General features: G+C 71.6%; 19 protein-coding genes. 12 read left to right on the top strand and 7 right to left on the bottom strand.

Annotation, left to right across the window (positions count from 1 at the left end):
* The first annotated feature begins 6 nt into the window (after window positions 1-6).
* The 3 genes from O0S08_RS41550 to O0S08_RS41540 all read left to right on the top strand — a co-directional run bounded on the left by O0S08_RS41550 (window position 7) and on the right by O0S08_RS41540 (window position 5,835).
* A complete protein-coding gene (locus tag O0S08_RS41550; protein WP_269035065.1) occupies window positions 7-1,803 on the top strand; it encodes a DUF4215 domain-containing protein in 1,797 nt (598 codons plus the stop codon).
* Window positions 1,804-2,342: 539 nt separating this feature from the next.
* Window positions 2,343-4,145 carry a DUF4215 domain-containing protein gene (locus tag O0S08_RS41545; protein ID WP_269035064.1) on the top strand — a complete coding sequence of 601 codons (1,803 nt, stop codon included), beginning with the start codon at window positions 2,343-2,345 and terminating at the stop codon, window positions 4,143-4,145.
* A gap of 13 nt (window positions 4,146-4,158) precedes the next feature.
* Window positions 4,159-5,835, top strand: a complete 1,677-nt coding sequence (locus O0S08_RS41540; RefSeq protein ID WP_269035063.1) for an RCC1 domain-containing protein — start codon at window positions 4,159-4,161, stop codon at window positions 5,833-5,835.
* A 78-nt stretch (window positions 5,836-5,913) separates the two neighbouring features.
* On the opposite strand, the gene O0S08_RS41535 is transcribed toward O0S08_RS41540, so the two are convergent.
* Window positions 5,914-6,231: a hypothetical protein gene (locus O0S08_RS41535; RefSeq protein ID WP_269035062.1), complete on the bottom strand. Its 318-nt coding sequence runs from the start codon at window positions 6,229-6,231 to the stop codon at window positions 5,914-5,916.
* 111 nt (window positions 6,232-6,342) lie between these two features.
* Between O0S08_RS41535 and O0S08_RS41530 the strand changes: the two genes are divergently transcribed.
* Window positions 6,343-7,410, top strand: a complete 1,068-nt coding sequence (locus O0S08_RS41530) for an alkene reductase (RefSeq protein ID WP_269035061.1) — start codon at window positions 6,343-6,345, stop codon at window positions 7,408-7,410.
* A gap of 170 nt (window positions 7,411-7,580) precedes the next feature.
* Here O0S08_RS41530 and O0S08_RS41525 read toward each other — a convergent pair whose 3' ends face one another.
* On the bottom strand, window positions 7,581-8,072 hold the full coding sequence (locus O0S08_RS41525; RefSeq protein ID WP_269035060.1) for a TraR/DksA family transcriptional regulator: 492 nt from the start codon (window positions 8,070-8,072) through the stop codon (window positions 7,581-7,583).
* Here O0S08_RS41525 and O0S08_RS41520 point away from each other — a divergent pair.
* Complete coding sequence (locus O0S08_RS41520; RefSeq protein ID WP_269035059.1) at window positions 8,071-9,273, top strand: cytochrome-c peroxidase; 1,203 nt, start codon at window positions 8,071-8,073, stop codon at window positions 9,271-9,273. The genes O0S08_RS41525 and O0S08_RS41520 overlap by 2 nt on opposite strands.
* 56 nt (window positions 9,274-9,329) lie before the next feature.
* Window positions 9,330-9,536, top strand: coding sequence for an Rdx family protein (locus O0S08_RS41515; RefSeq protein ID WP_269041902.1), 207 nt, complete (start codon window positions 9,330-9,332; stop codon window positions 9,534-9,536).
* Between the two features lie 118 nt (window positions 9,537-9,654).
* Here O0S08_RS41515 and O0S08_RS41510 read toward each other — a convergent pair whose 3' ends face one another.
* Window positions 9,655-10,383 carry a hypothetical protein gene (locus O0S08_RS41510; RefSeq protein ID WP_269035058.1) on the bottom strand — a complete coding sequence of 243 codons (729 nt, stop codon included), beginning with the start codon at window positions 10,381-10,383 and terminating at the stop codon, window positions 9,655-9,657.
* A gap of 224 nt (window positions 10,384-10,607) precedes the next feature.
* On the opposite strand from O0S08_RS41510, the gene O0S08_RS41505 reads away from it, so the two are divergent.
* Window positions 10,608-11,465 (top strand): shikimate dehydrogenase family protein, encoded by an 858-nt coding sequence (locus O0S08_RS41505; RefSeq protein WP_269035057.1) that lies wholly within the window; start codon window positions 10,608-10,610, stop codon window positions 11,463-11,465.
* Between the two features lie 857 nt (window positions 11,466-12,322).
* Window positions 12,323-13,804 (top strand): cell division protein FtsZ, encoded by a 1,482-nt coding sequence (ftsZ, locus tag O0S08_RS41500; protein WP_276082566.1) that lies wholly within the window; start codon window positions 12,323-12,325, stop codon window positions 13,802-13,804.
* Window positions 13,805-14,035: 231 nt separating this feature from the next.
* Here ftsZ and O0S08_RS41495 read toward each other — a convergent pair whose 3' ends face one another.
* A complete protein-coding gene (locus O0S08_RS41495; protein WP_269035056.1) occupies window positions 14,036-17,446 on the bottom strand; it encodes a serine/threonine-protein kinase in 3,411 nt (1,136 codons plus the stop codon).
* 223 nt (window positions 17,447-17,669) lie between these two features.
* The gene (locus O0S08_RS41490) at window positions 17,670-18,398 is read right to left on the bottom strand and encodes an SDR family oxidoreductase (RefSeq protein WP_269035055.1); all 729 of its coding nucleotides are present in this window, start codon (window positions 18,396-18,398) and stop codon (window positions 17,670-17,672) included.
* Window positions 18,399-18,476: 78 nt separating this feature from the next.
* On the opposite strand from O0S08_RS41490, the gene O0S08_RS41485 reads away from it, so the two are divergent.
* The 4 genes from O0S08_RS41485 (at window position 18,477) to ftsA (ending at window position 23,302) form a co-directional block, all read left to right on the top strand.
* The gene (locus O0S08_RS41485; RefSeq protein ID WP_269035054.1) at window positions 18,477-19,409 is read left to right on the top strand and encodes a LysR family transcriptional regulator; all 933 of its coding nucleotides are present in this window, start codon (window positions 18,477-18,479) and stop codon (window positions 19,407-19,409) included.
* A complete protein-coding gene (locus O0S08_RS41480) occupies window positions 19,403-20,242 on the top strand; it encodes a phytanoyl-CoA dioxygenase family protein (protein WP_269035053.1) in 840 nt (279 codons plus the stop codon). Before O0S08_RS41485 ends, O0S08_RS41480 begins: the two co-directional genes overlap by 7 nt.
* 536 nt (window positions 20,243-20,778) lie before the next feature.
* On the top strand, window positions 20,779-22,023 hold the full coding sequence (locus tag O0S08_RS41475) for a cell division protein FtsQ/DivIB (protein ID WP_269035052.1): 1,245 nt from the start codon (window positions 20,779-20,781) through the stop codon (window positions 22,021-22,023).
* A 10-nt stretch (window positions 22,024-22,033) separates the two neighbouring features.
* Window positions 22,034-23,302: a cell division protein FtsA gene (ftsA, locus tag O0S08_RS41470; protein WP_269035051.1), complete on the top strand. Its 1,269-nt coding sequence runs from the start codon at window positions 22,034-22,036 to the stop codon at window positions 23,300-23,302.
* 58 nt (window positions 23,303-23,360) lie between these two features.
* Here the strand turns inward: ftsA and O0S08_RS41465 are convergent, their stop codons facing one another.
* Together O0S08_RS41465 and O0S08_RS41460 are read right to left on the bottom strand one after the other, a co-directional pair.
* Entirely contained in the window at window positions 23,361-23,738 is a 378-nt protein-coding gene (locus O0S08_RS41465) for a YidH family protein (protein WP_269035050.1), read from the bottom strand.
* A gap of 380 nt (window positions 23,739-24,118) precedes the next feature.
* Window positions 24,119-25,801: a hypothetical protein gene (locus O0S08_RS41460; RefSeq protein ID WP_269035049.1), complete on the bottom strand. Its 1,683-nt coding sequence runs from the start codon at window positions 25,799-25,801 to the stop codon at window positions 24,119-24,121.
* Window positions 25,802-26,059 lie beyond the last annotated feature (258 nt).

Here is a 26,059-nt window from a genome sequence, read left to right as displayed (position 1 = left end):
CCCGCCATGTCGAGATATGCCCGCGCGCTGGTCCTCGCCCTCCTCGTCCCTGCCTGCGGCGACGGCGACACCGCCAGCACCGGCAGCACGAGCGGCAGCACGACGGACGATCCGAGCACCTCGTTCGTCAGCGCCACGACGAGCACGACGACGACCACGACCGGCGCACCGACGACCACCGACGCGCCGACGACCACCGGCACGTCGACGACGACGACGGACAGCTCGACGACGACGAATGATACGACCACGACGTCGACGAGTACGACGTCCACGACGACGGGGGACACCACCACGGGTGATACGACGACGGGCGACACGACCTCGACGAGTGATACGAGCACCTCCACCGGCCCCGGCGACGAGTGCGGCGACGGCGAGCTCGACCCGGGCGAGGCGTGCGACGACGGCAACAACTACGACTTCGACGAATGCAAGGCCGACTGCACCCTGAACGAATGCGGCGACGGGGTGGTGTGGCCGGGCGAGGCGTGCGACGACGGCAACGACGTCGACGACGACGAGTGCACCAATGGTTGCCTGCTCCCGCAGTGCGGCGACGGGGTGGTGGGGCCGGGCGAGGCGTGCGACGACGGCATGTTCAACGCGAACGACGCCGCCTGCACGCTGGCCTGCGCGGTCGCCAAGTGCGGCGACGGCCTCGTGTGGGCCGGCATGGAGGCGTGCGACGACGGCAACCTGGTCGACGACGACGACTGCGCCAACGACTGCACCGCGGCGACCTGCAGCGACGGCCAGCAGAACGGCGGCGAGGCCGGGGTCGACTGCGGCGGGCCGGACTGCGAGTCGTGCGAGTTCGTGCTACTGCTCGGCGGCCACGCCGGGGCGATGCTCGGCGGCCACTTCGACGGCGCGACGTGGACGGTGAAGAACATCCCCGCGCCGACGGTCGACGGCCTCGACGTGGCGATCACCAGCGAGGATGTCGGCGTCGGCGTGTTCCGCTACACCAAGATCGGTGACCCGGCCGACAACCAGCTGCGCTACGTGACGTGGCAGGCGGGCACCTGGTCCGCGCCCGCGCAGATCGGCGCCGACACGACCCGCGCGGCGCCGACGATCAGCGCCGCGGGGGCCGGCGCGCACGCGGTCTTCCACGGCGACAACTTCCAGCACTACTACGCGCGCTTCACCGCCGGCGCGTGGAACCCGACGGCCGAGATGATCGGCAGCTTCGGCCCCGGGCCCGGCAGCGTGACCACGCTCGGCGCCGACGCCCTGCTGGTCTTCCACGACGGGGCGCAGAGCAATCAATTGTTCGCGCGCCGGCGCACCGGAGCCTGGCAAGCGCAGCAATCGGTCGACGCCGAGACGCAGGCGTTCGACCGCCAGCCGGCCGTCGTCACGCTCACGAACGATCGGGTGCTCGCAGTGCACGCGGTCAACGGCGGCGGTCAGCTGCGCTTCGGCATTTTTGATAATGGAGCGTGGTCGGCCCCCGCGCAGGTCCCCGGCGCCCAGACCTCGGCGCGGGCCGCCCTCGCGCCGCTACCCGGCGGCGACGCGGCCCTGGCCTTCCGCGGCCTCGACGGCCAGCTCTACGTGGCCCTGTTCGTCGGCGGGGCGTGGCAGGCCGCGGCGACGGTGCTGCAGCCGAGCCCGACGATCTACGGGCCCCCGGCGCTCAGCGCCGGCATCGGCGACGCAGAGCTCGAGCTGGTCTACCTCGACGGCCAGGCCCACACGCCCCGCCACACGCGCCGCGTCGGCGGCAGCTGGTGGGCGCCGGCGATCGTCAGCAATACGGCGCTCGAGCGCGTGGCCGTGGCGCGCTCGCAGTGACGGGCGCTCTGCGCGGCTCGTGACGAAGTCGCCGATTCGGCCGCGAGGCCGACGCGCTCCGCGTGGCGAAGCTCCTGAACCGGTCGCTCGTGCGCGTGACGAATTCGGTGATTCGGCCGCGGAGCCGACGCGGCTCTGCGGGGCGAGGTCCCTGAATCGGCGGCCGCGACCTCGTTTCCGCCGACCCGCCTGCGCGTATTCGCAGGAGGCCGGCGGGACGGTCCGAGGCTGTGAGCGGGGATCTCATCGGCGCGCCGCGTGCCGCCGCGTCGCCCGCTCCGTCCGCTCAGGGATGAGCACGAAGGCCGATTCGGGCGAGCACGATGTCGCCGTCGTTGAAAGCAGGTATCGCGCCGAAGCGCGAGCCGACCATTTTTACGCGGTTGCGGCCGAACGCTCGCGGGCGAGCTGTCCAAAATCAATCTCCGCCCCATTCTTTTTGAGAATGGAAATTGTGGGACAAAGGTTCGTCGGTCCGTAATAGCCCGACATGCTCGTCCATTCCTGGTCATGCCCCATCCGTGATACCTTCGGTCGTGATGGGACTTTATAGCCTGCTACCATGCTGCCCGCGCTCTGGGCGCCGTCGATTTCGGCCACCGGGCCCGTATCTCGCGTTTACGGCCGCTCTGCTCGGGTTAGGATGCTCGGCGGATCTCACCGCATCGCCCACCGAGTCCACGAGCTCCAACGGCGAAGCGAGCCTCACGGGGACCACCACGGCGAATACGTCGTCCACCACCACCACGACCACGACCTCCGCCTCCGACGCTTCCTCGGGCCCCACGGCCGGTCTCGAGGCCATATGCGGGAACGGCATCGTCGAGGGTGACGAGCAATGCGACGACGCCGACCAGGATGACGGCGACGCGTGCACAAATGCGTGCCGCCTGGCCTTTTGTGGGGACGGGGTGCTTCACGCCGGCGAGGGCTGCGACGACGGCAATTCGGACGACCTCGACGGCTGCAGCAACGCTTGCGTGCCGGCGACCTGCGGCGATGGCGTGGTCCAGCTCGGCGAGGACTGCGACGAGGAGGCCCAGACCGCCTCCTGTGAGGCGAACTGCATGAAGCCCGCCTGCGGCGACGGCGTGCTCAACCTCGTCGCGGGCGAAGAGTGCGATGACGGCGGGCGCGAAGCGGACGATGCCTGCTCGCCCGAGTGCAAGAACGCCGAGGTGGAGGACCTCGCGGTGGGCGCCCAGCACACGTGCATCGTCCTCAAGGGCGGCACCCTCCGCTGCTGGGGTCAGAACGAGTTCGGCACGCTGGCCAACGGCGACACCGAGGACCTCGGCGACGACCCGGGAGAGCTGCCCGTAGCGAACGTCAACGCGGGCGGGAGGGTGGTTCAGGTCAGCGCAGGAGCTAATCATCACTGCGCACTCCTTGAAACGGGCAGCGTTTACTGTTGCGGCCAAGGCGTGCTCGGAGCTCTGGGGTATGGGGACAGCGCAGATCGGTGCGGCCCTACCGCGGAATTCCCGCCGAAGGAGGTAATTGGTGGCGCGATACGGATCGCCGCCGGTGGCTATCACACCTGCGTCATCTTGACCGGAAAGAAAGTGCGCTGCTGGGGCTACGGCGCTCTGGGGCAGCTCGGTGTCGACAATGTCTACTCGCAGTCAGCGCCGAAGGATGATGTCCCCGGGATCACGGGGGCGCGGCGGCTCGCTCTGGGTACGCGGCATTCCTGCGCTCTTCTGGAGGACGATACGGTGCGGTGTTGGGGCTACAACACCCAGGGTGAGCTCGGCCAGGGACACGCGAGCAAGGGGGAGATGCCTCCCCCGGCGGTCCCTCTCGGCGGTCCTGTCCAGGCGATCGCGGCCGGCGCTTTTCACAACTGCGCGCTCATGATGGGCGGTACGGTGCGATGTTGGGGAGATAATAGCGTCGGGCAGCTCGGGAACGGGACATTGAATGAAGACATCGGGGATGAGCCGGGGGAGATCGAGCTCATCGAGGACGTCGACCTCGGCGGCGATGCTGCGAAGGAAATCGCCGCAGGATTTGGTCACACGTGCGCCCTGCTCGAGGGCGGGGGCGTCAAGTGTTGGGGCGTGGCGGATGAAGGGACCCTCGGCTATGCGAAGTCCGGAAAATTCCCGAATCCGGGCGAATTCGTGGCGCTCGGCGGGCCGGCCAGGATGCTGCGCTCCAGCAGCGGGTATTGGGATTTCGGTACTTTGGGCCGGTCGACCTGCGCAGTGCTCATGGACAACACTCTCCGGTGCTGGGGAAGAAACACAAAAGGTCAGCTCGGTTACGGCCATCGAAACAACATCGGCGACGACGAGACCCCCGACGACGAAATGTTCGCCGGACCCGTTCGTTTCTGAGAGGCGACTCACCATGCGCCAGATCCTATTGTATACCTGGTTCGTCGCTGCGGCCGGGCTCGCCTGTTTCTACGAGCCGACCGGTTCGGACAGCACGGCCTCGCGCGAATCCGAGACGGACGGGTCGAGCGGCCCTTCGTCTCCGATGGACCCGACGGATCCTCTCGAGCCTCTCGACCCTCTCGACCCTCCCGACCCTCCCGACATGATGAGCGGCGACTCGCCGATCTGCGGCAATGGCATCGTCGAGGGCACCGAGGCCTGTGACGACGGCGATCTCGACGACAGCGACAGTTGCACGAACGCGTGCACCCTCGCTACATGTGGGGATGGGCTGGTGCAGAGCGGCGAGGGCTGCGACGACGGCAACCTCGTCAATGATGACGGGTGCAGCAATGCCTGCGCTCTCCCTGCCTGCGGCGACGACATCCTCCAGGCCGGCGAGATTTGCGACGACGGGAACTTGGCGGCGGGTGACGAGTGCGACGCCGTTTGCTTGTCGACGGAAATCAAGAGCCTCGCCGTCGGCGGCGAATTCGTGTGTGTCGCCTTCGGCGACGGACGCGTCAGGTGCTGGGGGCAGGGCGAATACGGCGTACTGGGGCAGGGCAAGACCGACGATCTGGGCAACGGGCCGGGCGAACTACCGGCCGCCGACGTCGAGGTCGGTGGCAAGGTGGTGCAGTTGGCCGCCGGTTTCAATCACGTCTGCGCGCGCCTCGATACCGACGCGCTGCGCTGCTGGGGGAACAATCACACGGGACAGCTCGGGGACGGCTACACGGGGAAGCTCGAGGATGTCCAGCTGTCCATCCATCGAGGCGACGAGCCGGGCGAAATGCCGCCTCCGGACGGCATCGCCGATGGGGTGGTGGATATCGCAGCCGGTCATGAGCACACCTGCGCCATCGTGGAGGGCGGTACGGTCCGGTGCTGGGGTGACGGCCTGTACGGCATGCTCGGATATGGTGATTCGAGTGAAAAACGCGAGGTCCCCAAGGTGGATGTGCCGGGCGTCACGGGCGCCAAGCAGCTGGCCCTGGGCGGCGAGCATACATGCGTCCTCAGGGACAACGGCGACATCCTGTGCTGGGGGCACAATCAATCCGGACAGCTCGGTCTCGGGCACACCGATTCAATCGGCGACAATCCCGGGGAGTTGCCCGCGCCGGTCAAGCTCGGCGCCCCGGCGCGTGCAGTCACCGCCGGCGCCTTTCATACGTGCGCCCTGATGGAGGGGGATACCGTCCGCTGCTGGGGCAGGGGGACGGATGGTCAGCTCGGAACCGGTGGGATGCAGAACGTCGGCAACACGCCCGAGTCCTTGCCGCACGACGACATCCTGACCGGCGTGGATCAGGTCGTCGCCGGCTCTTTCCACACCTGCGCGCGCCTCCTCGTCGGCGACGTGCTGTGCTGGGGCCGCGGTGCGAAGGGTGCGCTCGGGTACGGTGACGGGGAGTCTCGGTTCGCGCCCGAGATGGCGGTCCCCCTGGGTGTGAGCGCCAGGCTGATTTCAGCCTCGGGTAGCGACGGCGGCGAGGAAGCCGGGGCCAACACCTGCGCCGTGTTGACCGACGAGACGCTGCGCTGCTGGGGCGCCAACAAGTACGGCCAGCTCGGTCAGGGCAACGACCTCGATATCGGCGATGACGAGATGCCCCTGTCCATTCCTACCGTGCCGTTCTGAGCTGCATCTCGCAGAGATGGACATGTCATCGAGGACATGCCTTCAAAGACATGTCCTTCATGGCAGATAGCGAAATGCCTACCACATCGGCCACTTCATGCCCTTGATCCCCTCGATCAGTTGCTCGAGGCTGTCCGCCTCGAGCAGCACCGGGTCGCCGGGCTGGCTGAGGGCCTCTGCGTTCTCCGGCATGAAGTAGCCGCGCTCCTTTAAAAAATTGTCGGCCACCTCGCGATCGAGGACCAGGGGGCGCACGCGCCAGCGGCCGTCTTCGACGACCACCGCGTGGCTGAAGTGATGGCCGCCGAAGCGGACCGGCTGCTGAGCGACGGTCGGGGCGGCGCGGCGGAGGCGGGTGATGAAGGCGTCGAGCGGCTCGAGCGGACGGGGTGCCATGGCGTCATGGTGGGCGATCGGCGCGCGGACGTCGATTGACCCGCCGGGAGCAACAATGTGTTGTCGGCGGCGCATCTACTTTAGTCGCACGGCCGTCACTACGTTGAACCCATGAGCGAGCTCCTTTACACCCCGATCGTGCTCGGCGACGTCGAAGTGAAGAACCGCGTCGTCATGGCCCCGATGACGCGCAGTCGTGCGACCGGCAACCTCCCCAACGCGCTGATGGCCACCTACTACGGCCAGCGCAGCGAGGCCGGCCTCATCATCACCGAGGGCACCGCCCCGATCGCCGACGGGCTCGGTTATGCGCGGATCCCCGGCCTCTTCACTCACGAGCAGGCTCGCGGGTGGCGCGGCGCCACCGACGCGGCTCACGCCGGCGGCGCCAAGATCTTCGTCCAGCTCATGCACACCGGGCGCGTCGGTCACCCGCTCAACTTGCCGCCCGGCGCGGAGGTGCGCGGAGCCTCGCCGATCGCGCTCGCGGGCGCGATGTACACCGACCAGGAGGGGCCGCAGCCGCATCCGGTGCCGCGCGAGCTGAGCGAGGCCGACATCGCCGCCGCGATCGACGGCTACGCGCACTCGGCAGGGCTCGCGCGCGAGGCCGGCTTCGACGGCGTCGAGCTGCACGGCGCCAACGGCTACCTCATCGACCAATTTTTGAACACGGCCAGCAACCAGCGCCGCGACGATTGGGGCGGCACGGCCCAGGGCCGGGCGCGCTTCGCCCTCGAGGTCGCGCGCGCGACGGTCTCGCGGATCGGGGCCGGGCGCGTGGGGATCCGTCTGTCCCCGTACGGCACCTTCAATGGGATGGCGGTCGACCCCGAGCTCGACGCGGTGTACGTCCACCTGGTGCGCGGCCTGTCCGAGCTGGGGCTCGCGTACGTCCATCTGGTCGACTTCGGCGGCAAGGTGGTGCCGGCCGACCTGCAGGCGGAGATCCGTCGGAGCTTCGGCGGTCGCCTGATCCTCTCGGGCGAGTACGACGCGGCCCGCGCGGAGGCAGATCTGGCCGCAGGCCGTGGCGACCTCGTCGCGTTCGGCCGCCCGTTCATCGCGAACCCGCGCCTGGTCTCGCGCCTGCGCGCGGGCCTGCCGCTGGCCGCGGGCGACCACTCGACTTTCTATACGCCGGGCGAGCGCGGGTACACCGACTACCCGCTCGAGTGACGGCGGACAGGTCCGCGACGGATCTACAGGGGGACGTCCGAGCGCGGCGCGGGTGAAGCCTCGGCGTGCTCGCCCTCGGCGAGGCCTGTAGGCCATGTCCTGATGGGCATGTTCTTCAAAACATGACCCTTCGAGCATGCCCCTTTTGACAACTGTCCCGAGGGACAGGCTCAGCGATAGTCGGTGAGGTGGCGGCGGCTGCGGCCGCGGCCGCTGTTGGCCTGTTCGTCCTCGCGCTGGCAGGTGGCGCAGAGGGTGGCGGTGGGCACGAGGAGCAGGCGGCGCTGGGCGATCGGCTCGTCGCAGGCCTCGCAGAGGCCGAATTCCTCGGGGTCGTCGGCCATTCGGCGGAGCGCGTCGTCGATGGCGGCGAGGGCCTCGGTGCGGGCGCGGTTGCGGTTGGAGGCGATGACCTGCGTCATCTCGGCCAGCGGCGCGGCGTCCTCGTCGGGCTTGGTCACCACCTCGTTGTGCTCGAACTCCACCGGCACGTCGCCGCCCTTCAGCAGTTCGGCGCGGCGTTGCAAGAGGAGCGTCCGCATCGGCCCGAGCTCGTCCGGCTTCATCGCCGTGGCAGGATACTCGAGGCCCGGCGCGCGGGCGAGTCGTCCGGCTGCTGCGGGCTTGGGGGCGTGGTGGAACTGGTGTAGGGTGCGGCGCATGCACGCGCGCCCGCCCCACCTCGCCACCTCGCACCGCCTCCGCACCGCGCTCGCGTGCGGGCTCTGCACGCTGCTCGCCTGCGGCGAACCCGGCGAGGTCGCGCCGAAGGGCGGCGACAAGGCGGAGAAGGCGGGCGCGAAGGACGGCAAGGCCGGCGACGCCAAGGCGCCCGCGACGCCGGAGGCCCAGCCCGAGCCCGTCGAGGAGTACGCGTGGGAGCTGCCGCAGGGCATGCGCGCGCCCGAGGTGCCGGCCGACAACCCGATGACCGCGGCCAAGGTCGAGCTCGGGCACAAGCTGTTCATGGACAAGCGGCTCAGCGTCGACGGCTCGCGCAGCTGTTACAGCTGCCACCAGAACGAGCTCGGCAACGCGGACGGGCGGGCGCGGGCGCTCGGCCCCGGCGACAAGGAGCTGCCGCGCAACACCCCGACGATCTGGAACGTCGCCTACCACACCGCCCTGTACTGGGACGGCCGCGCGGCCAACCTCGAGAAGCAGGCGATCGGCGCGTGGAAGGGCGGCAACATGGGCGTCGGCGAGGAGAAGCTGGCGGCCAAGGCGGCCGAGGTCGGCGCGCTGCCCGAGTACAAGGCCGAGTTCGGCCGCGTGTTCGGCCTCAAGGACGGCGACCCGGTGCTGCCCGAGCACGTCGTCAAGGCGCTGTCGGCGTACGAGCGCACGCTCCTGTGCGGCGGCACCGCGTGGGACAAGAACAGCATGAACGAGGCCCAGCAGCGCGGCTGGGAGCTGTTCCGCGGCAAGGGGGCGTGCACCACCTGCCACAGCGGTGACAACTTCAGCGACGACCTCTACCACAAGATGGGGATCGGCCTGTCCGACGCCGGCGAGGGCCCCGACAAGGGCCGCATGGACGCGTCGAAGGATCAGGCCGACCTGTACAAGTTCCGCACGCCCACGCTGCGCAACGTGACGCGGACCGCGCCGTACTTCCACGACGGCAGCGTGGCGGACCTCCGCACCGTCGTGGCGACCATGGCCGGCGGTCCGAAGCGCACCGACCTCGACCCCAACTACGCCAACCGCAACCTCACCGACGCCGAGATCGACGACCTCGTGGCCTTCCTCGGGGCGCTCGAGTGCCCGGGCTCGCTGGCGACCATCGGCGACCAGGCGGTCCCGGGCATCCCGGCTCAGCCCGCCGCGCCGGCGGACGCGACGTCAGCCGCCAAGAAGTGACGTGCTAGGATCGAGGCATGCAGATCGACGTCTATTACTGCGTGCGCTGAAACTACCTGCCCCAAGCCACCGGTCTGGTGGCCGAACTGCAGGCTCGCTTCGGCGACAAGGTCGAGTGCAAGGTCCACCGCGGCGATCGTGGCGTGTTCGACGTCCTCGCCGATGGCCAGCGGATCTTCAGCAAGGATCAGCTGGGTCGCTTCCCCAAGCGGGGCGAAGTCGGTGACCTGATCGCACCGAACCTCGGCGAGCGAAAGCGTTGAGCCTCGGAGCCGCGGATCCGCATCGGGATTCGCGGCGATGGCTGCGCGAGCGAGCGCGCAGGACGCCTGTGCGCCGCGGCGGGACCGTGGAGCTCGCGCCGAGGGTCTGCGCCTGCGCTCACTGGTGCGGCTCGACGACGGTCGCGGCGCACCAGTCGACGAGGACGAGCCCTCGCGCCCGCGCGAGTTCGGCGAGCGCCGGCGGGAAGCCGTCGACGACGCCGACCGCCGCGACGAGACCCTCGTGCTCGTGGCCGTAGACCGGCCCCGACGCGGGCATGAGGGCGAAGCCGCCGACCACTCGCAGGTCGTCGACCACGAGGTCGCGCCGGGCAGGATGACCGAGCGCGGCCTGCAGCTCGCCGAGCACGAGGCCCGTGTCGCTCAGGGGCTCGGGGATCCGCTCCCGGACGTGCAGGTCGGCGAAGCCGGGGCCCTTGCGTTCGGCGAGCACGACCTGGATCGCCGCGAGCTCGGCCTCGATCTCCGGCATGAACGCGATCGACACCAGCTCGCGCTGGCGCCAGTCGTCCTCGTGCATGGCGAACGCGCCGGCGGTCTCGCCCTCGACGAGCGGCGGCATCGTGTTCTCGAGCGTCGGCAGGGTGTACATGATCGTCTTCGGGTCGACCCACTGGAGCTCGCGCAAGACGAGCCGCAGCCGGCCCTTGGCCAGGAAGTCGCGGCGCTCGGCGGGTTCGGCCTCCTCGACCTGCCACCGGCGGTCTCCCAGACTCATCGTGGTCGCGGCGGAGAACGACTCGGGCAGGTGATCCGCCGGCACGTCGGTCTCGCCGAAGACGACGCCGCGCGCGGCGTCCACGAAGGTGACTCGAATCGCGGTCATGCGGCATCGTACAGGACCTCACGGGCGCGAGCGCCGCGGATGCCCGGTGGGGCCGTGCCTCGCGCGAGCGACGGTCCGGCCCGGAGCGCCGCCTGAGCCGCGGGCGAACCTTGCGAGCGAACCTCGCTCGGGCTCCGCGCGGCACCGCGAGCGCAGCGCTTGCGTCCGCGAGGCAGCGGCGGTGTGTCCGCGCGAGGCTGACCGTTCGCGGTATCCTCGCGGCGATGTCGACGGCGAGCGGCGGGCAGGCGATGGCGAAGTGCTTCGGGGTGCTCGGCGACCCGGTCGCGCACTCGCGCTCGCCGGCGATGCACGCGGCCGCGTTCGCGAGGCTCGGTCTGCCGCACCGCTACCTCGCGTTCCACGTCGGCCCGGAGCGCCTGGCCGAGGCCGTGCGCGGGGCCCGGGCGCTCGGCTTCGGCGGGCTCAACCTCACCGTGCCGCACAAGCAGGCCGCCCTGGCGCTGTGCGACGACCTCGGCCCCGAGGCGCGGCGGATCGGCGCCGTCAACACGATCGTGTTCGCGGCCGGCGCGATCGTCGGCCACAACACCGACGGCCGCGGCTTCGCGGCGGCCGTCCGCGAGCTGTCTGCAGGACATGTCCGAGAGGCCATGGTCCTCGGGTCAGGTGGCGCCGCGCGGGCGGTCGTCGACGCGATCGCCGGCGAGCTCCTCGGTCCCGGAGGACATGTCCGCTGGGTCAGCCGAGATCCGGCAGCCCTGGCGGCCGAGCTCCCGGCGAGCGGGCCGGTCGTCGCCGCCGGCTGGGACGCGGTCGGCGGCGGCCCGGCGGTCGACCTGCTGGTCAACTGCACCACCGTCGGCATGGCCCACGGCCCGTCCGACTACCCCGTGCCGGCGGCCGCGCTGGTCGGCGGTCTGGCGCCCGCGGCTCGCGTGGTCGACATCGTCTACCCGCGGCCGGCCGGCGGCCTGCTCGACCTCGCCGAGGCGGCCGGGGCCCTGGTCCAGGACGGGCTCGAGATGCTCCTGTGGCAGGGCGTGTTCGCCGAGGAGCTGTGGCTCGGGCGCCCGCTCGGGGTCGACGTCGTCGCCGCCATGCGGGCCGCCCTGCGGTGAATCGCGACACCGCGGTGAAATCACCGATCTGCCCCCGGGGACCGCTCGCCCGGGCCGGCGCGAGCGGCGGTGAAATCGCCGATCTGTCCTCGAGGACCGATCCGCGATCCGGGGGGATCGGCGGGGAAATCGCCGATCCGTCCGAGGGGCCGCCCCTGCGCTCCACGGCTGATCCAGGGCACGGGTCAATCGCCGATCTGGCCGTCCAGGGCGGCCTCTGCGGCGTTTCGGCTCGGTCGGCGCCAATCACCGATCTGTCCCCGAGGACCGATCCCCCGATCTGCATGCGTGGATCGGCGGCGGGCCGCAATCGTGGCACCGGGGTCGGCAGGCCCGAAAATTTGCTCCGCCGATCGGGCTCGGGCATGGTCGCCGCGCCTGCTGCGCTCTCGAACCTGGCCGATCGATCTGGTGCTGTGATCGGGCCTGAAAACCTGATCACCTTTTCTGTCCGTGAGGACAGCCGCCTCGGTGCGCCTCGGAGCTGCTGACGCGTCCGATCTCCCTGAAAAACGATCGGCCTCGATCCGGTGTGATCGAGGCCCTCCAGCCGGACTCGCGGGCGGCGGGCCCGGCCGCACGTGCCGAAGGGAAAATCTGTCCCATGAGACACATCGGCCGAGCCCCCGCGAGGGCGGCCGTACGCCCGATTGGACGATCTACGCGGTGAATTCGCCGCCGCCTGGGCGCCCGGGCCTGGTTTGTGGAGGTGAGAGTCGGACCTACATCCGGCTACATGCCTTCGCGAAGAACACAAATTTTTTGCAATGGGCGATCGCCTCGGATAAGTGCGTAGTTCGAGAAGCGAAGCACATGACCGTCAGGCCAGGAGCCCGACGGGAAAGTGGGCAGGCAGTATGGCGCAGTTCGAACTCGAGGAAATCGTTCAACAGGCGAAGATCAAGGTCATCGGCGTCGGCGGGGCGGGAGGCAACGCCGTCAATACGATGATCACGAACAAGGTCGAGGGCGTCGAGTTCTACACGGCGAACACCGACGTGCAGGCGCTCGAGAAGAGCATGGCCCAGACCGTGATCCAGCTCGGCAAGGACGTGACTCGCGGGCTCGGGGCGGGCGCCAACCCGGAGAAGGGCCGCGAGGCTGCGCTCGAGAGCGTGGACGAGATCGCCGAGGCGCTGCGCGGGGCCGACATGGTGTTCGTGACGGCGGGCATGGGCGGCGGCACCGGCACGGGTGCGGCGCCGATCATCGCCCAGATCGCGCGGGAGATGGGCGCGCTGACCGTCGGCGTGGTCACCAAGCCGTTCCGCTTCGAGGGCAAGCGGCGCTTGCGGTTCGCCGACGCCGGCATCGAGAAGCTCGAGAAGGCCGTCGACACCCTGATCACGATCCCGAACGACCGCCTGCTGCAGGTCACCTCCTCGAACACCAGCCTGCTCGACAGCTTCCGCCTGGCCGACGAGGTGTTGCAGCACGCGACCCAGGGCGTGTCCGACCTCATCACCGTGCCCGGCATCATCAACGTCGACTTCGCCGACGTGCGCACCATCATGTCCGGCCAGGGCCGCGCGCTGATGGGCATGGGCATCGGCCACGACGAGGGCCGGGCGATGCAGGCCGCCCAGCAGGCGATCAGCTCGCCGCTGCTCGAGGACGTCACGATCCACGGCGCCCAGGGCATCCTCATCAACATCACCGCCGGGCCCGACCTCAAGCTCCACGAGGTCGAGGAGGCCGCCTCCCTCATCCAGGAGGCCGCCCACGAGGACTGCAACATCATCTTCGGCGCGGTCATCGACCACAACATGGGCGACGCCCTGCGCATCACCGTCATCGCCACCGGCTTCGACCGCCACGCGCCGGCCGAGGAGGAGCTCGAGCAGGTCATCCGCTCGACCATGACGAGCCCGCCGGGCAAGCGCCGCTCGCAGGTCCAGGTCCCGTTCGGCATGCCGAACCCCCAGCCCGTGCAGCAGAACCCGATGTTCGCGCCCACCCCGCCGCAGCCGCCGCCGCAGCCGCAGCAGAGCTCCAGCAGCCTGCGCCAGTCGATGGTCGAGCGCCTGAGCGTCCACGAGCGCGGCGCCGCGGTACCTGTCCCTTCGGCCAGCTCGTCGAGCATGAGCCGCTCCGGCGTGATCGGCCAGCCGAGCGCGCCGCAGGTCCACCCGCAGCAGGTCCACCCGCAGGCTCACCCGCAGCAGCAGCAGGTCCACCCGCAGCAGCAGGTCCACCCGCAGCAGCAGGTCCACCCGCAGCAGCAGGTCCACCAGGGCGTGCGCCAGTCGCAGCGCCTCGAGCCCCCGGCCGTCAGCGGCGATCCCAGCGAGATCCCCGCGTTCCTCCGCCGCCGCGACGAGAACGGCTTCATCCGCTGACGCCGGCGCCGCGCGCATGACTCGAGGGACATGCTCGAAAGAGCATGTCCCTTCGTGCTTTTGCGCGGCTCGGCGCGGAGCGGGCTCGAGCCCGGCGGACGCGCGGCGAGCCGCGCCGCAGACTCGGGCATGGCTTTCGGGGCAGATCGATCGTCTCGGTGCGCGCGCCGAGCCGAGCGCAACAATTAGGCGAGACGGGGCCTCCCGGCTCGGCGGCGGACGAGCTCGAGCTCAGCGGGTGCGCGCGGCCAGCCACGCCGCGAACTCGAGCCTGTCCTGCGGGACAGGCTCGGTCGCCTCGGCGCGCGCGCCGAGCCAGCGCAGCAGCTCGGCCGGGCGGGGCGCTCGCAGGCCGAGGCCGAGCGAGTCCGTCGAGGTCTCGCGCTCGATCACGAAGGCCTCGCCGAGCTCGAGGTCGACGCGGACCCGCAGCGACGTGCCGCTGAACGCCTCGACCGTGTCCTCGTCGACGAATTGCAGCGAGTGCGTCCCGAGGAGCCAGCCCGGCCACGGGCGGACGTCGTGGTCCTCCGGCAGGGCGATCTCGCGGCCCGGATCGTCCGCGCCGGCGACGACGAGCAGGCGGCGGTCGGCGAGGATGATCGCCGCCCGGGCGCCGCTCGGGCTGTACGCGAGGTTCGGCTTGAGCAGGACTGCCGGGCGCGACGCGACCTCGCCGGCGGCGTAGAACAGCAGCTGGTCGGCGCGCGGCAGACCGATCACCGCGGTCGCGGCGTGCGGGTGCGACGCGACCGCGATGGCGCCGACCTCCTGCGGCTCGCGCAGCGTCCCCAGCGACAGCGGCGCGGCCTGCCCCGAGCGCAGCGCGAACACCCGGCCCTCGCGGGTCGCGGCGAGCAGGTCCGTGCCGCCCGTCAGCGCCCACAGCCGCTCCAGCGGGCCGGCGAGCTGCCACCGCGCCAGCGGGGCCTCGGCGCGGCCGTACAGCAGGACGCGCCCGTCCTCGAGGCCGACGGCGAAGCTCTCGCTGCCCCGCGCCAGCGCGACCGTCGTGACCTTGCCGTCGACCGCGAGCGTGCGCTCGGCGCCGGCCTCGTCCTGCAGGCAAGCGCCGCCGTCGCGCGTCCGGGCCAGCACGCGCCCGCGCTCGTCGAGCACGACGCCGTTTCGCCAGGCGCGGTGCGCCCACGCGTCGGGGGCGACCGGGCAGCCGAGCGGTCGGGTGCTCGCATCGGCGCGGTCGAGGCGGTGCAGTGATTCGCCCTTCGCCACGGACACCAAGACGTGCCGACCGTCGGGCGCCGCGGCGACCCATGTGCCGCTCGTCGGTGCAGGCAGTGGTTCGGGGCCCCACAGCCACAGATCGTGGTGGTGGACCGCGACGAAGCTGCCGTCGGCGAGGAACGCCCCGCGCGTGGCGTCGCCGACCTCGAGGACCCGCAGCAGCTTGCCGGTCGCCATCGACCACAGGGTCCAGTCGTGCTGGTAGCGCAGCGCGAAGCGGTCGCCGCGCGGGGCGATCATCAGGCCGCCGCCCTGCTCCCACAGCGAAAGATTGAGCGCGGTCGACGGCTGCAGGTCGGTCTGCCACGACTCGGCGCCGGTCTGCAGATCGATCAGGACGAGCAGCTGCTCCTCCGGCGAGGTCCAGGTGCGTCCGGACGGCCGAAACACCAGGGCGCGGTCGTCGGCCGTGACCGCGAGCAGGCGGCCCTCGTACTCGCGCCGCGCGCCGGTGGCGAGCTCCAGCGAGCCCTTGTTGCCGACGAAGTGATCGCCGCGCGGCGAGTACCGCCCGGCGCCGCCGAGGTCCGGCAGCAGCGTGGTCGCGCCGCCGCGCTGCTGCACCGTCCGGAGCAACACGTCGAACAGCGCCACGGTCTGCCCGTCGGGGCTCATCACGACGTCGTGGACACCCGCGAGCGGCGGCTCGATGCGACGCGCGGGCTGCTGTCGGAGGTCCCACAGGTACGCCGACGCGAACTCTCGCCCCTCGACGCGGTTGATGGTCTGGAGGGCCGCCAGGGTCTCGCCCCCGCGCGACAGCTCCCAGCGGTGGGTCCCGCTCGAGAAGTTGATCTGCCCCAGCGGCGCCAGCTCGATCGACTCCGGCGGCTCGTCGTCGCGGAAGACGAGCGCGCGGTCGTCGGCCAGGGCCGCCCACACCGGCGCCCCGGCGGCCGCGATCACCGTCCCCGAGTGCGCGGCCAGGTCGACCACCTGTCCTCCGGAACCTGTCCTGAAGTTCCATCGCCAAACCGCCCCGCCGGCGTCGATGCTGACCAGGTCGCCGCCGGCCAGCGCGGCCAGGTGCTCGATCGGCCGCACGTGCCCGCGCAGCACCCGGTCGGGGGCGCCGCGGGCCGCGGCGGCGAGGGCGATCAGCCGCGCGCGCCGGAGGTCCGCCGGCGCCTCGAGCTCGAGCGGTCGCAGCAGCGCGAGCGACTCCCCCAGATCCTCGGCGAGCGCCGCGTGGGCCTGCGCGAGCGCGGCCGCGGTCGCCCGCCGCTCGGCGTCCGCGCGCGCCTGCTCGGCCCGGTCGCGCTGCTCGCCGACCGCTCGCACGTACACGAGGGTGGCCGCGGTCAAGGCGACGATCGCCAGGCCGGCGACCGCCGCGGCGCCGCGGTGCCGTCGCAACCACAGGCGCAGCAATTCGTCGGGCCGATAGCGGTGAGCGTCGACCAGGCGGCCGGCGAGGAAGCGGCGGAGGTCGGCGGCGAACGCCTGCGCGGTCGGGTAGCGATCGCCTGGCCGCGGGGACATGGCCTTTTGTGCGATCGCCACCAGCTCGGGCGGCGCGGCGCCGGCGAGCGGGCGCAGGTCCTCGAGCGCGTCGTCGGCCAGGCGGTGCAGCACCGCGGCGCGCTCGAGCCCGGCGAAGGGCGGGCGACCGGCGAGCAGGTGGAACAGCACCGCCCCGAGCGCGAATACGTCGCTGCGGGGGTCGACCGCCTCGCCGCGGGCCTGCTCCGGCGGCATGTAGCGCGGCGTGCCGATGACCGTGCCGGCCTCGGTCAGGGTCGCGTCGCTCGCGGCCTGCGCCGGCGCCACGAGCCCGGCCGACACCTCGCCGAGCGCGTCCTTGGCCAGTCCCCAGTCGATCACCACGGTCTCACCGTGCGCGCCGACCAGGATGTTGGCCGGCTTGAGGTCGCGGTGGATCACCCCGTGGTCGTGCGCGTAGGCGATCGCGTCGGCGACCGTGAGGACGTGCTCGAGCAGCGCCAGTCGCCCGGCCAGGTTCGTCTGCTCGCCGAGCAGCTGCTCGAGCGAGTCGCCGTCGACCAGCTTCATGCAGTAGTAGGGCTCACCGTCGGCGAAGCGGCCGAGGTCGTAGAGCGGCACGATCGCCGGGTGCTGCAGGCGGGCGGTGATCGCCGCCTCGAGCTCGAACCTGCGCGCGGCCGCGGGGTCGCGGCTGCGCAGCTCCTTCACCGCGACGACCCGTCCGAGCCGACGATCGATGGCCCGGCGGATCACCCCGATCCCGCCGGCCGCGAACGGCGGGCCGAACTGGTAGCGCTCGTCGGCCTCGGGCCACGGAGCCGCGGCCGGCTCGTCCGTTGCGGTCTGCGGGAGCGCGTCGAGCCGTGCGAGCAGCCGGTCCCGGGCCGCGCGCAGGACCGAGGAGGGCGGAGCGGGGCGGGCGCGGTCAGGCTCGGCGGGGCTCGAGGTCACGTCCCCTGTTTTGCCTCGCCGCGGGCCCGTGCTCGCGGGCCGCGAGAAGAATTGTGGCGACACGGAGACGCCGCGATCGCCGCCGCGGAGCGGCTACGCGCCCCCGGCGTCGGCGCGAGATTCTTTAGGACATGTCCCGAAGGTCTTCTCGAGGGACATTGATCAATGACTGAAGGGACATGCCCGACAGAGCATGTCCCTTCGCACATCCGTCATTCGCGGGCTACCAGGGCAGGCGGTCGCGCATGTGGAAGAAGCCGCCGGTGGGGCCGTCTTCGGGCAGGGTGGCCAGCCACACGCTGGTCTTGGCGCCGTCGGGGATCTCCATCGGGGCCTGCTCGCCGCCGAGGTCGGTCTTGACCCACCCGGGGTGAGCAGCGTTGACCTTGATGGGCGTGTCGCGGAGCTCGTGGGCGAGGTGGACGGTGTACTGATTGACGGCGGCCTTCGAGGTGTCGTAGGCGACCGACTTCATGTCGTAGATCGGGGACGACGGATCGGCGTGCAGGGTCAGCGAGCCGAGGATGCTGCTGACGTTGACGATCCGGCCGGCCTCGCTCTTGCGGACCAGCGGGAGGAGCGCCTGGGTCACCGCGACCAGGCCGAACACGTTGGCCTCGAAGGTGCCGCGCCACTGCTCGAGCGTGGTCTGGCTGGTGGTGGTGCCCCAACCCTCGAGCACGACGCCGGCGTTGTTGACGAGGGTGTCGAGCTTGCCGTGGCGGGCGCCGACCTGCTCGGCGGCGCGGGCGATCGAGGCGGCGTCGGTCACGTCGAGCTGGACCGCCTCCGCCTTGAGGCCGTCGCGGGCGAGCTCGGCGACCGCGGCCTCGGCCTTGGCCGCGTCGCGCGCGGCGACGAGCACCGTGTGCCCCTCGCGGGCCAGCTGCCGCGCGGTCTCCAAGCCGATGCCCTTGTTCGCCCCGGTGATCAGGATGATTCGCTTGCTCATGTCGTCTTCCTCGGCCGCCATCGTGCGCCGCCGGCCAAGTTGCAGTAAGCGCATCTTCTTCATGATAGGATGCACGGCGTGCAACTGCAGGGCGTGGACCTCAACCTGCTGGTCGCCCTCGAGGCCCTGCTCAGCGAGCGCAGCGTGACGCGGGCGGGCGCGCGGCTGGGGCTCACCGCCTCGGCGACCAGCCACGCCCTCGCGCGCCTGCGCGCGACCTTCGGCGACGAGCTGCTGGTGCGGACCCGGGGCGGGATGATCCCCACCACCCGCGGCGAACAGCTGCTGATCCCGCTGCGCGCCGTCCTGCGCGACGCCGGGGCCCTCCTGAGCGGGTCGGCCCGCTTCGACCCGAAGACCAGCCGCCGCGAGTTCGTGCTGGCCAGCACCGACTACATCGAGGCGGTGCTGCTGCCGCCGCTGCTCGCCCGCGTGTCCGCGGCGGCGCCGGGCGTGCAGCTGCGCGTGCGCCCGCTCGAGCTGAGCGACGTGGCCGCGCCGCTCGAGACGGGGGCGCTGTCGCTCGCGCTCGGGGTGGTGTTCGACGCCAGCCCCGGCCTGCAGCAGCAGGCGCTGTTCTCCGAGGAGATGGTCCTCGTGTGTCGCAAGGGCCACCCGGAGGTCAAGCGCAACATCGACCTGGCGACCTACCTGCGCCTGCGCCACGTGCTGGTCAGCGTGCGCGGCGGCTCGCAGAGCGTGGTCGACGACCAGCTGGCCGAGCTCGGCCATGCGCGGCAGATCGCTCTGGTCGTGCCGCACTTCCTGGCGGCGCCGCTGATCGTCGCCAGCTCCGACCTCGTGCTGACGACGCCGGCGCGGCTGGTGCGGCGGCTCGGCCCGGCGCTCGACCTGCGCACTCTGGCGCCGCCGCTCGCGGTGCCCGGCTTCACGGTGCGGCAGGTGTGGCACGAGCGCCACCAGGACGACCCTGGCCACCTGTGGCTGCGCCAGCAGATCTTCGCCGCCGCCAGGACGCTCGCGGCGGGCAAGGAGCCGAGCCGATGTTGAGCCGAGACCAGGTCCACGACTTCCGCGAGCAGGGTTACGTGGTGCTGCCGCGCCTCGTCCCCGAGGCGGCGCTGGCGTCGCTCCGCGCGGCGGCGCTGGCGATCGTCGATCGCTTCGACCCCGCGGCCGAGCGCACCGTGTTCACCACCAGGGACCGCGACGCCGGCCGCGACGACGCGTTCTTCGCCTCGGCCGAGGGCGTGCGCTGCTTCCTCGAGGAGCAGGCGCTCGATGGTGAGGGCCGGCTGGTGTGCCCGCCGCGGCTGGCGATCAACAAGATCGGCCACGCGCTGCACGACCTGGTGCCCGAGTTCCGCGAGTTCTGCCGCCGCCCCTGCTTCGGCGAGCTGCTGCGCGACCTCGGCTACGCGGCGCCGGTGCTGTGGCAGACGATGCTGATTTTTAAACAGCCGCGGATCGGCGGCGAGGTCCGCTGGCATCAGGACGCGACGTACCTGATCTGCGAGCCTCCCTGCGTGACCGGCATGTGGATCGCGCTGGAGGACGCGCACCGCGACAACGGCTGCCTGTGGGTGCAGCCCGGCGGCCACCGCACGCCGCTGCGCGAGCTCTACGAGGTCGACTGGCGCGCCCGCGTCGGCACCCTGCGCACGGTCGACGCCACGCCGTGGCCGACGGCCGAGCAGGCGGTCGCGCTCGAGGTGCCCGCGGGCACCGTGGTGGTGTTCCACGACCACCTGCCGCACCGCAGCTCGCACAACCACTCGGCGACGTCGCGCCACGCGTTCACGATGCACGCGGCCGAGAAGGGCGTCGCGTGGTCGGAGCGCAACTGGCTGCAGCGGCCGCGGCTCGGGGACTTCGCGCTGTAGCGCGGGAGCACCTGTCCTGCGGAGGATGGGCGGTCACGTCGTGAGGCCGGGGCGAGCGCGCCGCGGAGATTCACGTGTCCGAAGGTCCTGTGCGCGGCGCGGGTGCCACGACGCGCGGAGCCGACGGGACGAGGGAAGAGCGGTGAGAGCAGGCGAGGGCCGCGGAGATTCACATGTCCGAAGGGGCATGTGATGGGCGCGGATGTCACGACGCGAGGAGCCGACGGGGCGAGTGGACGAGTGAGACGCCAGGCGAGCGCGCCGCGGCGGTTCGCCTGTCCGAAAAGGCATGTGAGACGGCGCGGCGAGCGGGCGCCGAGGATGGGCCCTGTACGAATGGACAGGTGGGCGAGGCGGCGAGCGCCTGTCCGTGGGGACAGGTTCGTCGCGCCCGGTCGCCGGCCGCGCGGCGGACTGAACGAGCTGTGCCTCACGTCCTCGCGCGGACGCGCGCAGGCGGGCACGGCGAGGGCGCGGCGAGGACGCGGTACCGCGCGGATGTTCAGTCCCACATGGCGCCGAATTCTTGCCCACACATGGGGCGCCTGATAGTCGCCAGGCTCGCTCACTTCGCCATGGGTCTCTTCAACAACAGCCCTCGCGCGAACGCCGCGCAGGCGCGCAAGCAGAACCGACGGGTGCAGCAGGCGCGGCCGCGGCCGATGCCGGCGCCGGCCCCGGTCGCGCGCAAGCCGGCGGTGACCGCGAGCCGGGCGAGCCAGCGGGTCAATCGCCGCGTCGACGCGCCGCGGGCGGGGGTCAAGCCGGCGGTGCACGTGCCGCGCGCCGGTCTGAAGCAACTGGTCGCCGCGGTGCCGCGGGTGGGCGCGCGCGGCCGCCGGTTCTTCAGCCTCGCGGCCCGCCTGGCGATCGCCGTGACCCTGGCGTGGGGCGTGCTGCTGGCGGTCCAGGCCGGCTATCAGTACGTCACGACCTCGGCCCGCTTCGAGGCCAAGTCGCTGGTGTTCCAGGCCACGCCACATGTCCCTGTGGACAGGTTGCAGTCGCTGCTCGGCCTCGAGCCCGGCACCAACATCCTCGCCGTCGACACCGACGCGCTGCAGGCCAAGATCGCCGCCGAGCCGTGGGTCAAGCGCGCCAGCGTGCAGCGCTCGCTGCCCGACACGCTGATCGTCGAGGTCGAGGAGCACGAGGCGGCGGCGGCGCTGCTGTCGGGCTACTTCTACCTGATCGACCGCGACGGCGTGCCGTTCAAGCGGCTCGAGGAGGGCGAGCGCGGCGAGCTGCCGGTGATCACCGGCATCGACCGCGAGCAGCTGGTCGCCGGCGACGCGCGGGCCCAGACGGCCATCCGCCGCGGCCTGGCGGCGCTGACGGCCTACCAGCAGGCGCCGCGGCCGCGGCTGTCCGAGGTCCACGTCGACGAGGGCGGGTCGGTCGCGCTGTACACCGCCAAGACCGGCGCGGCGCTGCGGCTCGGCCGCGGCGAGGTCGAGCCCAAGCTGGCCCGCTTCGACGCCCTGCGCGCGGCCCTCGGCGAGCGGGCCGAGCAGCTCGCGGTGGTCCACCTCGACCTCGAGGCCGCCCCCGGCACGCCGGAGCGGGTGGTCGCCAGCTTCCTCGACGCCGACGCCGAGGCGGCGGTGCTGGCCCGCGGCGCCGGCGCGCACAAGCCTGTCTCCAAGGACATTGCCCAAGAGCCAGCCGCCCCGGCGCAGGCGGCGAGCCAGCCCGCGGGGCCGGCCAAGGCCAAGAGCAAGAAGAAGAAGAAGGCCGCCTCCGGCAACAAATTTGCTTCCGGGATCCCGAAGTACGACTAGGAACGAAGCCATGGCAGAAGTCGGAGAAGTGATCGTCGGACTCGACATCGGCACGACCAAGGTCGCCGCGATCATCGGCGAGGTGACCGAGAGCGGGGTCGACATCATCGGCGTCGGGACCTGTCCGTCGGAGGGGCTGCGCCAGGGCGTGGTGGTCAACATCGAGGCGACCACCAACAGCATCGCCCAGGCGATCCAGGAGGCCGAGCAGATGGCCGCCGTCGAGGTCCAGTCGGTGTTCGTCGGCATCGCCGGCGGTCACATCCGCGGGTTTAGCAGCCTCGGCCAGGTCAGCATGCGCAACCGCGAGGTCACCGAGGCCGACGTCGCGCGGGTGCTCGAGCAGGCCAAGGCGGTCAACATCCCGCTCGACCGCCAGATCATCCACACCCTGCCGCTCGAGTACATGATCGACGGCCAGGGCCAGATCAAGGACCCGATCGGCATGAGCGGCGTGCGCATGGAGGCCCGCGCCCACGTCATCACCGCCGCCACCACCAGCGTCCAGAACATCATCAAGTGCTGTAACCGCGCCGGCCTCGACGTCGTCGAGGTCGTGCTGCAGCCCCTCGCCTCGGCGATCAGCGTGCTCCACGAGGACGAGCGCGAGCTCGGCGTCGTCCTCATCGACATCGGCGGCGGCACCACCGACCTGACCATCTACTCCGAGGGCACCAACGTGTTCACCTCGGTCATCGTCATGGGCGGCCACCGGATCACCCAGGACGTCGCCCACGGCCTCCACACCAGCGTCGCCGAAGCCGAGGCGATCAAGCGCCGCCACGGCTGCGCGCTCGTCAGCATGATCGAGGGCGACGCGGTGGTCGAGGTCGCAGGCGTCGGCCCGCGCCCGCCGCGGGCGTTCCCCCGCCGCTTCCTCGGCGAGGTGATCGAGCCGCGCGTCGAGGAGATCTTGCTGATGGCCCAGGAGGAGCTGCTGAAGTCCGGGATGATGGAGATGGCCGGCTCGGGCATCGTCCTCACCGGCGGCGGCTCGCAGATGGAGGGCATGGTCGAGATCGTCGAGGACGTGTTCCAGATGCCGGTCCGCCGCGGCGTGCCCGTCCACGGGGCCAGCTTCGGCCGCAGTCAGCCGGCCCTCACCGAGGGCGGGTTCGCCCAGGTCATCCAGGACCCCAAGTTCTCGACCGGCGTCGGCCTCGTGCTCTACGGCGCGGCCCACCAGCCGATGGCCGCCGCGGAGGTCCAGGCGCCCCGCGGCGAGCGCCGCCCCGGCCTCGGCAAGCGCTTCGTCGGCTGGATGCGCGACATGTTCTGATGAACGAACATGCCCGAAGAGGCATGTAGCGAAGGGCATGTCCTGCAGGACATGCCCTTCAGTACATGACGACGACGAAGGTGGCCAGGCCGACGCCGAGGACGATGACGAGCCCGGCGGTGAGGTAGAGGCCGCGGTCGCCGGGCGGGCGCCGCTGCGGGTCGATGACCCTGGCGTAGGCGCGGACGCGGTGGTAGCCGATGATGGCGACGATGCTGCCGGTGATCAGCAGGGCCGCGCCGGTCCAGCGCGACTGGCCGGCGGCCCGCAGGTGCTCGTGGGTGGTCCGGGACAGCGTGTCGAGGAACACGCCGAGGCGCGCGACCATCAGGCCGAAGCCCATCAGCGCGACCGCCGTGCGCAGCCAGGCCAGGAGCGTGCGCTCGTTGGCGAGGCGAGCCTGCAGGAACGCCGGCGGGTCCTTGTCGTCGGACATGGCGAGAGGAGCTTAGCGCCGCACCCGGACCGCGCCACAGGCCCTGCAGAGCCGCGAGATGGAGCTGCGGTGCGCCATCCCTCTCCGCCCAGAGGCAGCTGCGCCCGCGCGACTCCCGTCACTCGCGCATGTCGTGGAGCCGACGCGCGGAAGGCCGGCCGAACGACTCGCTGAGCCCGAGCGGGTCGATGTCGCCGCGGAGACGGCCAGCGCTCCGGCAGTCCACCTCCGTCGTTCAGACGACGCGCCCGACCCAGGCGTGCTGCTTCCAGCAGTGCTCCGGCGGGCCGACTCGGTGGGCCAGCGATCTTCGGCGCTCCCGGTCATGTTCCAGTGAGCGCGAACCGCCGTCGCCGCCTCGCGGGTGGCGGCGGCGATGCTCAGGGCAGGCGCGCGAGGACGGCGGTGGCGATCGCGGTGAGCCGTGCGGGGCCGTCGTCGTGGCCGTGGAGGGCGGTGCGGGCGAGGCGGCCGATGACCTTGCACTCGTGCGTGCCGGGCGGGTCCTCGAGCAATTCGTTGGCCAGGGCGAGGGCCCTGATGTGCTCGCCGTCGCGGGTGAGGCCGTCGGCGACGAGGGCGCTGCGGTACGGCCAGGCCGCGAGGTCGACGACGCCGAGGTGGTCCGCGTCGGCCTCGAGGGCGCGGCCGGGGATGAACGAGACGACCTCGCGGGCGAACTTGTAGTCGTGGCCGAGCAGCGTCCCGACGGCGCGTTCGACCTGCTCGACGGCCTCGCGTACGCGCTCGACCTCGCCGGCCTCGCCGAGCTGGAGCAGGAGGGGGAGCAGCCCGGCGAGACGGCCGGTGGTGCGACTGGCGACGAGGTCTTCGACCACCCTGGCGACGCGCTTCGGGGTCGGCGGAGCGCGGCCGGGGACGATGCCGAAGGTGGTGGCGAACGCCTCGGCGGCGCGGCGGGCGGCGGCGAGGAGGTCCGCCTCGGCGGCCGCGAGGACCGGCGGGCCGCCGCAGCGCTCGGCGGTCCACTCACGGACCCAGCGCTCCACGGGCACGATCGTGCCCTCCATGTAGTCGTTCTCGGCGCTGGCGCCGTGGGCGAGGATGTCCGCGTGCCAGGCCGGGGGGATGTCGCGGAGGGTGAAGGCGATTCTGGTGGCGAGGGCACGTCGCTCGTACCCAGGGGTGGTTTCCTCGACCATGGCGAGGGCGCGGGCCGGGTCCGCGGAGAGCTCGGCGGCGAGGTGGTCGGGCCAGATCTCGAACTCCTCGCGGCGGGGGGCGACCTTGACGCGCGGGGCGAGGGCGCGGGCCTGGGCGGCGCGCTCGCTGGCGCGGCGGGGGTCGGGGTCGAGGGCGGCGTACCAGGCGAGGCGCTCCGCGGCGCGCGCCCGGTCGAGCCGCTCGACGACGGCGTAGCAGCGGTCGTGCTCGCCGGCCCACCACCACAGGTCGTGGAGGATCTCCGGGATCGCGGCGGCCCAGGCCTGTTCGATGGCCTGGGCGAAGTGTTCGGCGAAACGCTCGAGGATCGGCTCGAAGACGTGAGCGCTGCCCGGGGCGGGCTCACCCGCGAGCCAGCCGACGCAGCGACCGACGGCGTCGGCGAAGTCGCGGAACGTCGGCAGGCCGGTGACGTCGCGGCGGGTGTCGACGGCGCGCAGGAGGGCGGTCCACGCGTCGTTGTCGTTGCGATCGAAGCCGCGGATCAGGGCCGCGATCGCGGGCTTGTCGGCGGCCTGCCAGGGCGCGTCGAGGTCGTCGGTCCAGACCTGGACGTGGCGCTCGGGGTCGAGTCGTTGCAGGTGGCGATCGAGGATCGGGACGTGGCGGTCGCCGACCTTGTAGCTGGCGAACATGTCGCCGAGCATGGCGCTGCGGCGGGCGAGGTTCTCGCGGGCGCGGGCGATGGTGGTAAAGCCGGTGAGGGTGGCGCGGCCGCCCCGGCGAGGCATGACGTGGAGGTCGTCGGGCTCGAACAGGGCGAGCCAGGCGAGCGGGACGAAGCCGCGGGCGTGGGCGATCTCGGGGAAGCGCGGGGACTTGTCGGCGTGCGATGGCCTGGCCGCGTCGACGACCATGAGGAAGCTGAATGCGGACAATCTGCTGCCTTTGCGATGGGGGGCGCAGACGATCGGACGGTGGCCGGCGTGAGTCAAGCGCACTGGCAGGATGTCCCTTCGGACTGTATTGGCTCGGCGTGATCGAGACAGAAGGGGTGGGTCGACGAACGGAGGGGTTGCGGGTGATGTGGAGGGTTTAAAGAAGTCGTGCGGCGGTGCCGAGGTGGCCCAGTTCTCGGCGTTTGGAGCGACGAACACGGGCGGCATCGAGTCGACGCGCTGTGCTTCACCCTCGCA

Source organism: Nannocystis punicea, from assembly GCF_026965555.1.
Classification (GTDB): Bacteria; Myxococcota_A; Polyangia; order Nannocystales; family Nannocystaceae; genus Nannocystis; species Nannocystis punicea.
Note: the sequence above shows the minus strand (reverse complement) of the source record. Positions and strands in the feature narration are given on the sequence as shown.

Excerpts from the sequence above, each read along its gene's own strand:
- O0S08_RS41550 (WP_269035065.1), top strand. The coding sequence starts at position 7 with ATGTCGAGATATGCCCGCGCGCTGGTCCTCGCCCTCCTCGTCCCTGCC.
- O0S08_RS41545 (WP_269035064.1), top strand. The coding sequence starts at position 2,343 with ATGGGACTTTATAGCCTGCTACCATGCTGCCCGCGCTCTGGGCGCCGT.
- O0S08_RS41540 (WP_269035063.1), top strand. The coding sequence starts at position 4,159 with ATGCGCCAGATCCTATTGTATACCTGGTTCGTCGCTGCGGCCGGGCTC.
- O0S08_RS41535 (WP_269035062.1), bottom strand. The coding sequence starts at position 6,231 with ATGGCACCCCGTCCGCTCGAGCCGCTCGACGCCTTCATCACCCGCCTC.
- O0S08_RS41530 (WP_269035061.1), top strand. The coding sequence starts at position 6,343 with ATGAGCGAGCTCCTTTACACCCCGATCGTGCTCGGCGACGTCGAAGTG.
- O0S08_RS41520 (WP_269035059.1), top strand. The coding sequence starts at position 8,071 with ATGCACGCGCGCCCGCCCCACCTCGCCACCTCGCACCGCCTCCGCACC.
- O0S08_RS41525 (WP_269035060.1), bottom strand. The coding sequence starts at position 8,072 with ATGCGCCGCACCCTACACCAGTTCCACCACGCCCCCAAGCCCGCAGCA.
- O0S08_RS41510 (WP_269035058.1), bottom strand. The coding sequence starts at position 10,383 with ATGACCGCGATTCGAGTCACCTTCGTGGACGCCGCGCGCGGCGTCGTC.
- O0S08_RS41505 (WP_269035057.1), top strand. The coding sequence starts at position 10,608 with ATGTCGACGGCGAGCGGCGGGCAGGCGATGGCGAAGTGCTTCGGGGTG.
- ftsZ (WP_276082566.1), top strand. The coding sequence starts at position 12,323 with ATGGCGCAGTTCGAACTCGAGGAAATCGTTCAACAGGCGAAGATCAAG.
- O0S08_RS41490 (WP_269035055.1), bottom strand. The coding sequence starts at position 18,398 with ATGAGCAAGCGAATCATCCTGATCACCGGGGCGAACAAGGGCATCGGC.
- O0S08_RS41480 (WP_269035053.1), top strand. The coding sequence starts at position 19,403 with ATGTTGAGCCGAGACCAGGTCCACGACTTCCGCGAGCAGGGTTACGTG.
- O0S08_RS41475 (WP_269035052.1), top strand. The coding sequence starts at position 20,779 with ATGGGGCGCCTGATAGTCGCCAGGCTCGCTCACTTCGCCATGGGTCTC.
- ftsA (WP_269035051.1), top strand. The coding sequence starts at position 22,034 with ATGGCAGAAGTCGGAGAAGTGATCGTCGGACTCGACATCGGCACGACC.
- O0S08_RS41465 (WP_269035050.1), bottom strand. The coding sequence starts at position 23,738 with ATGTCCGACGACAAGGACCCGCCGGCGTTCCTGCAGGCTCGCCTCGCC.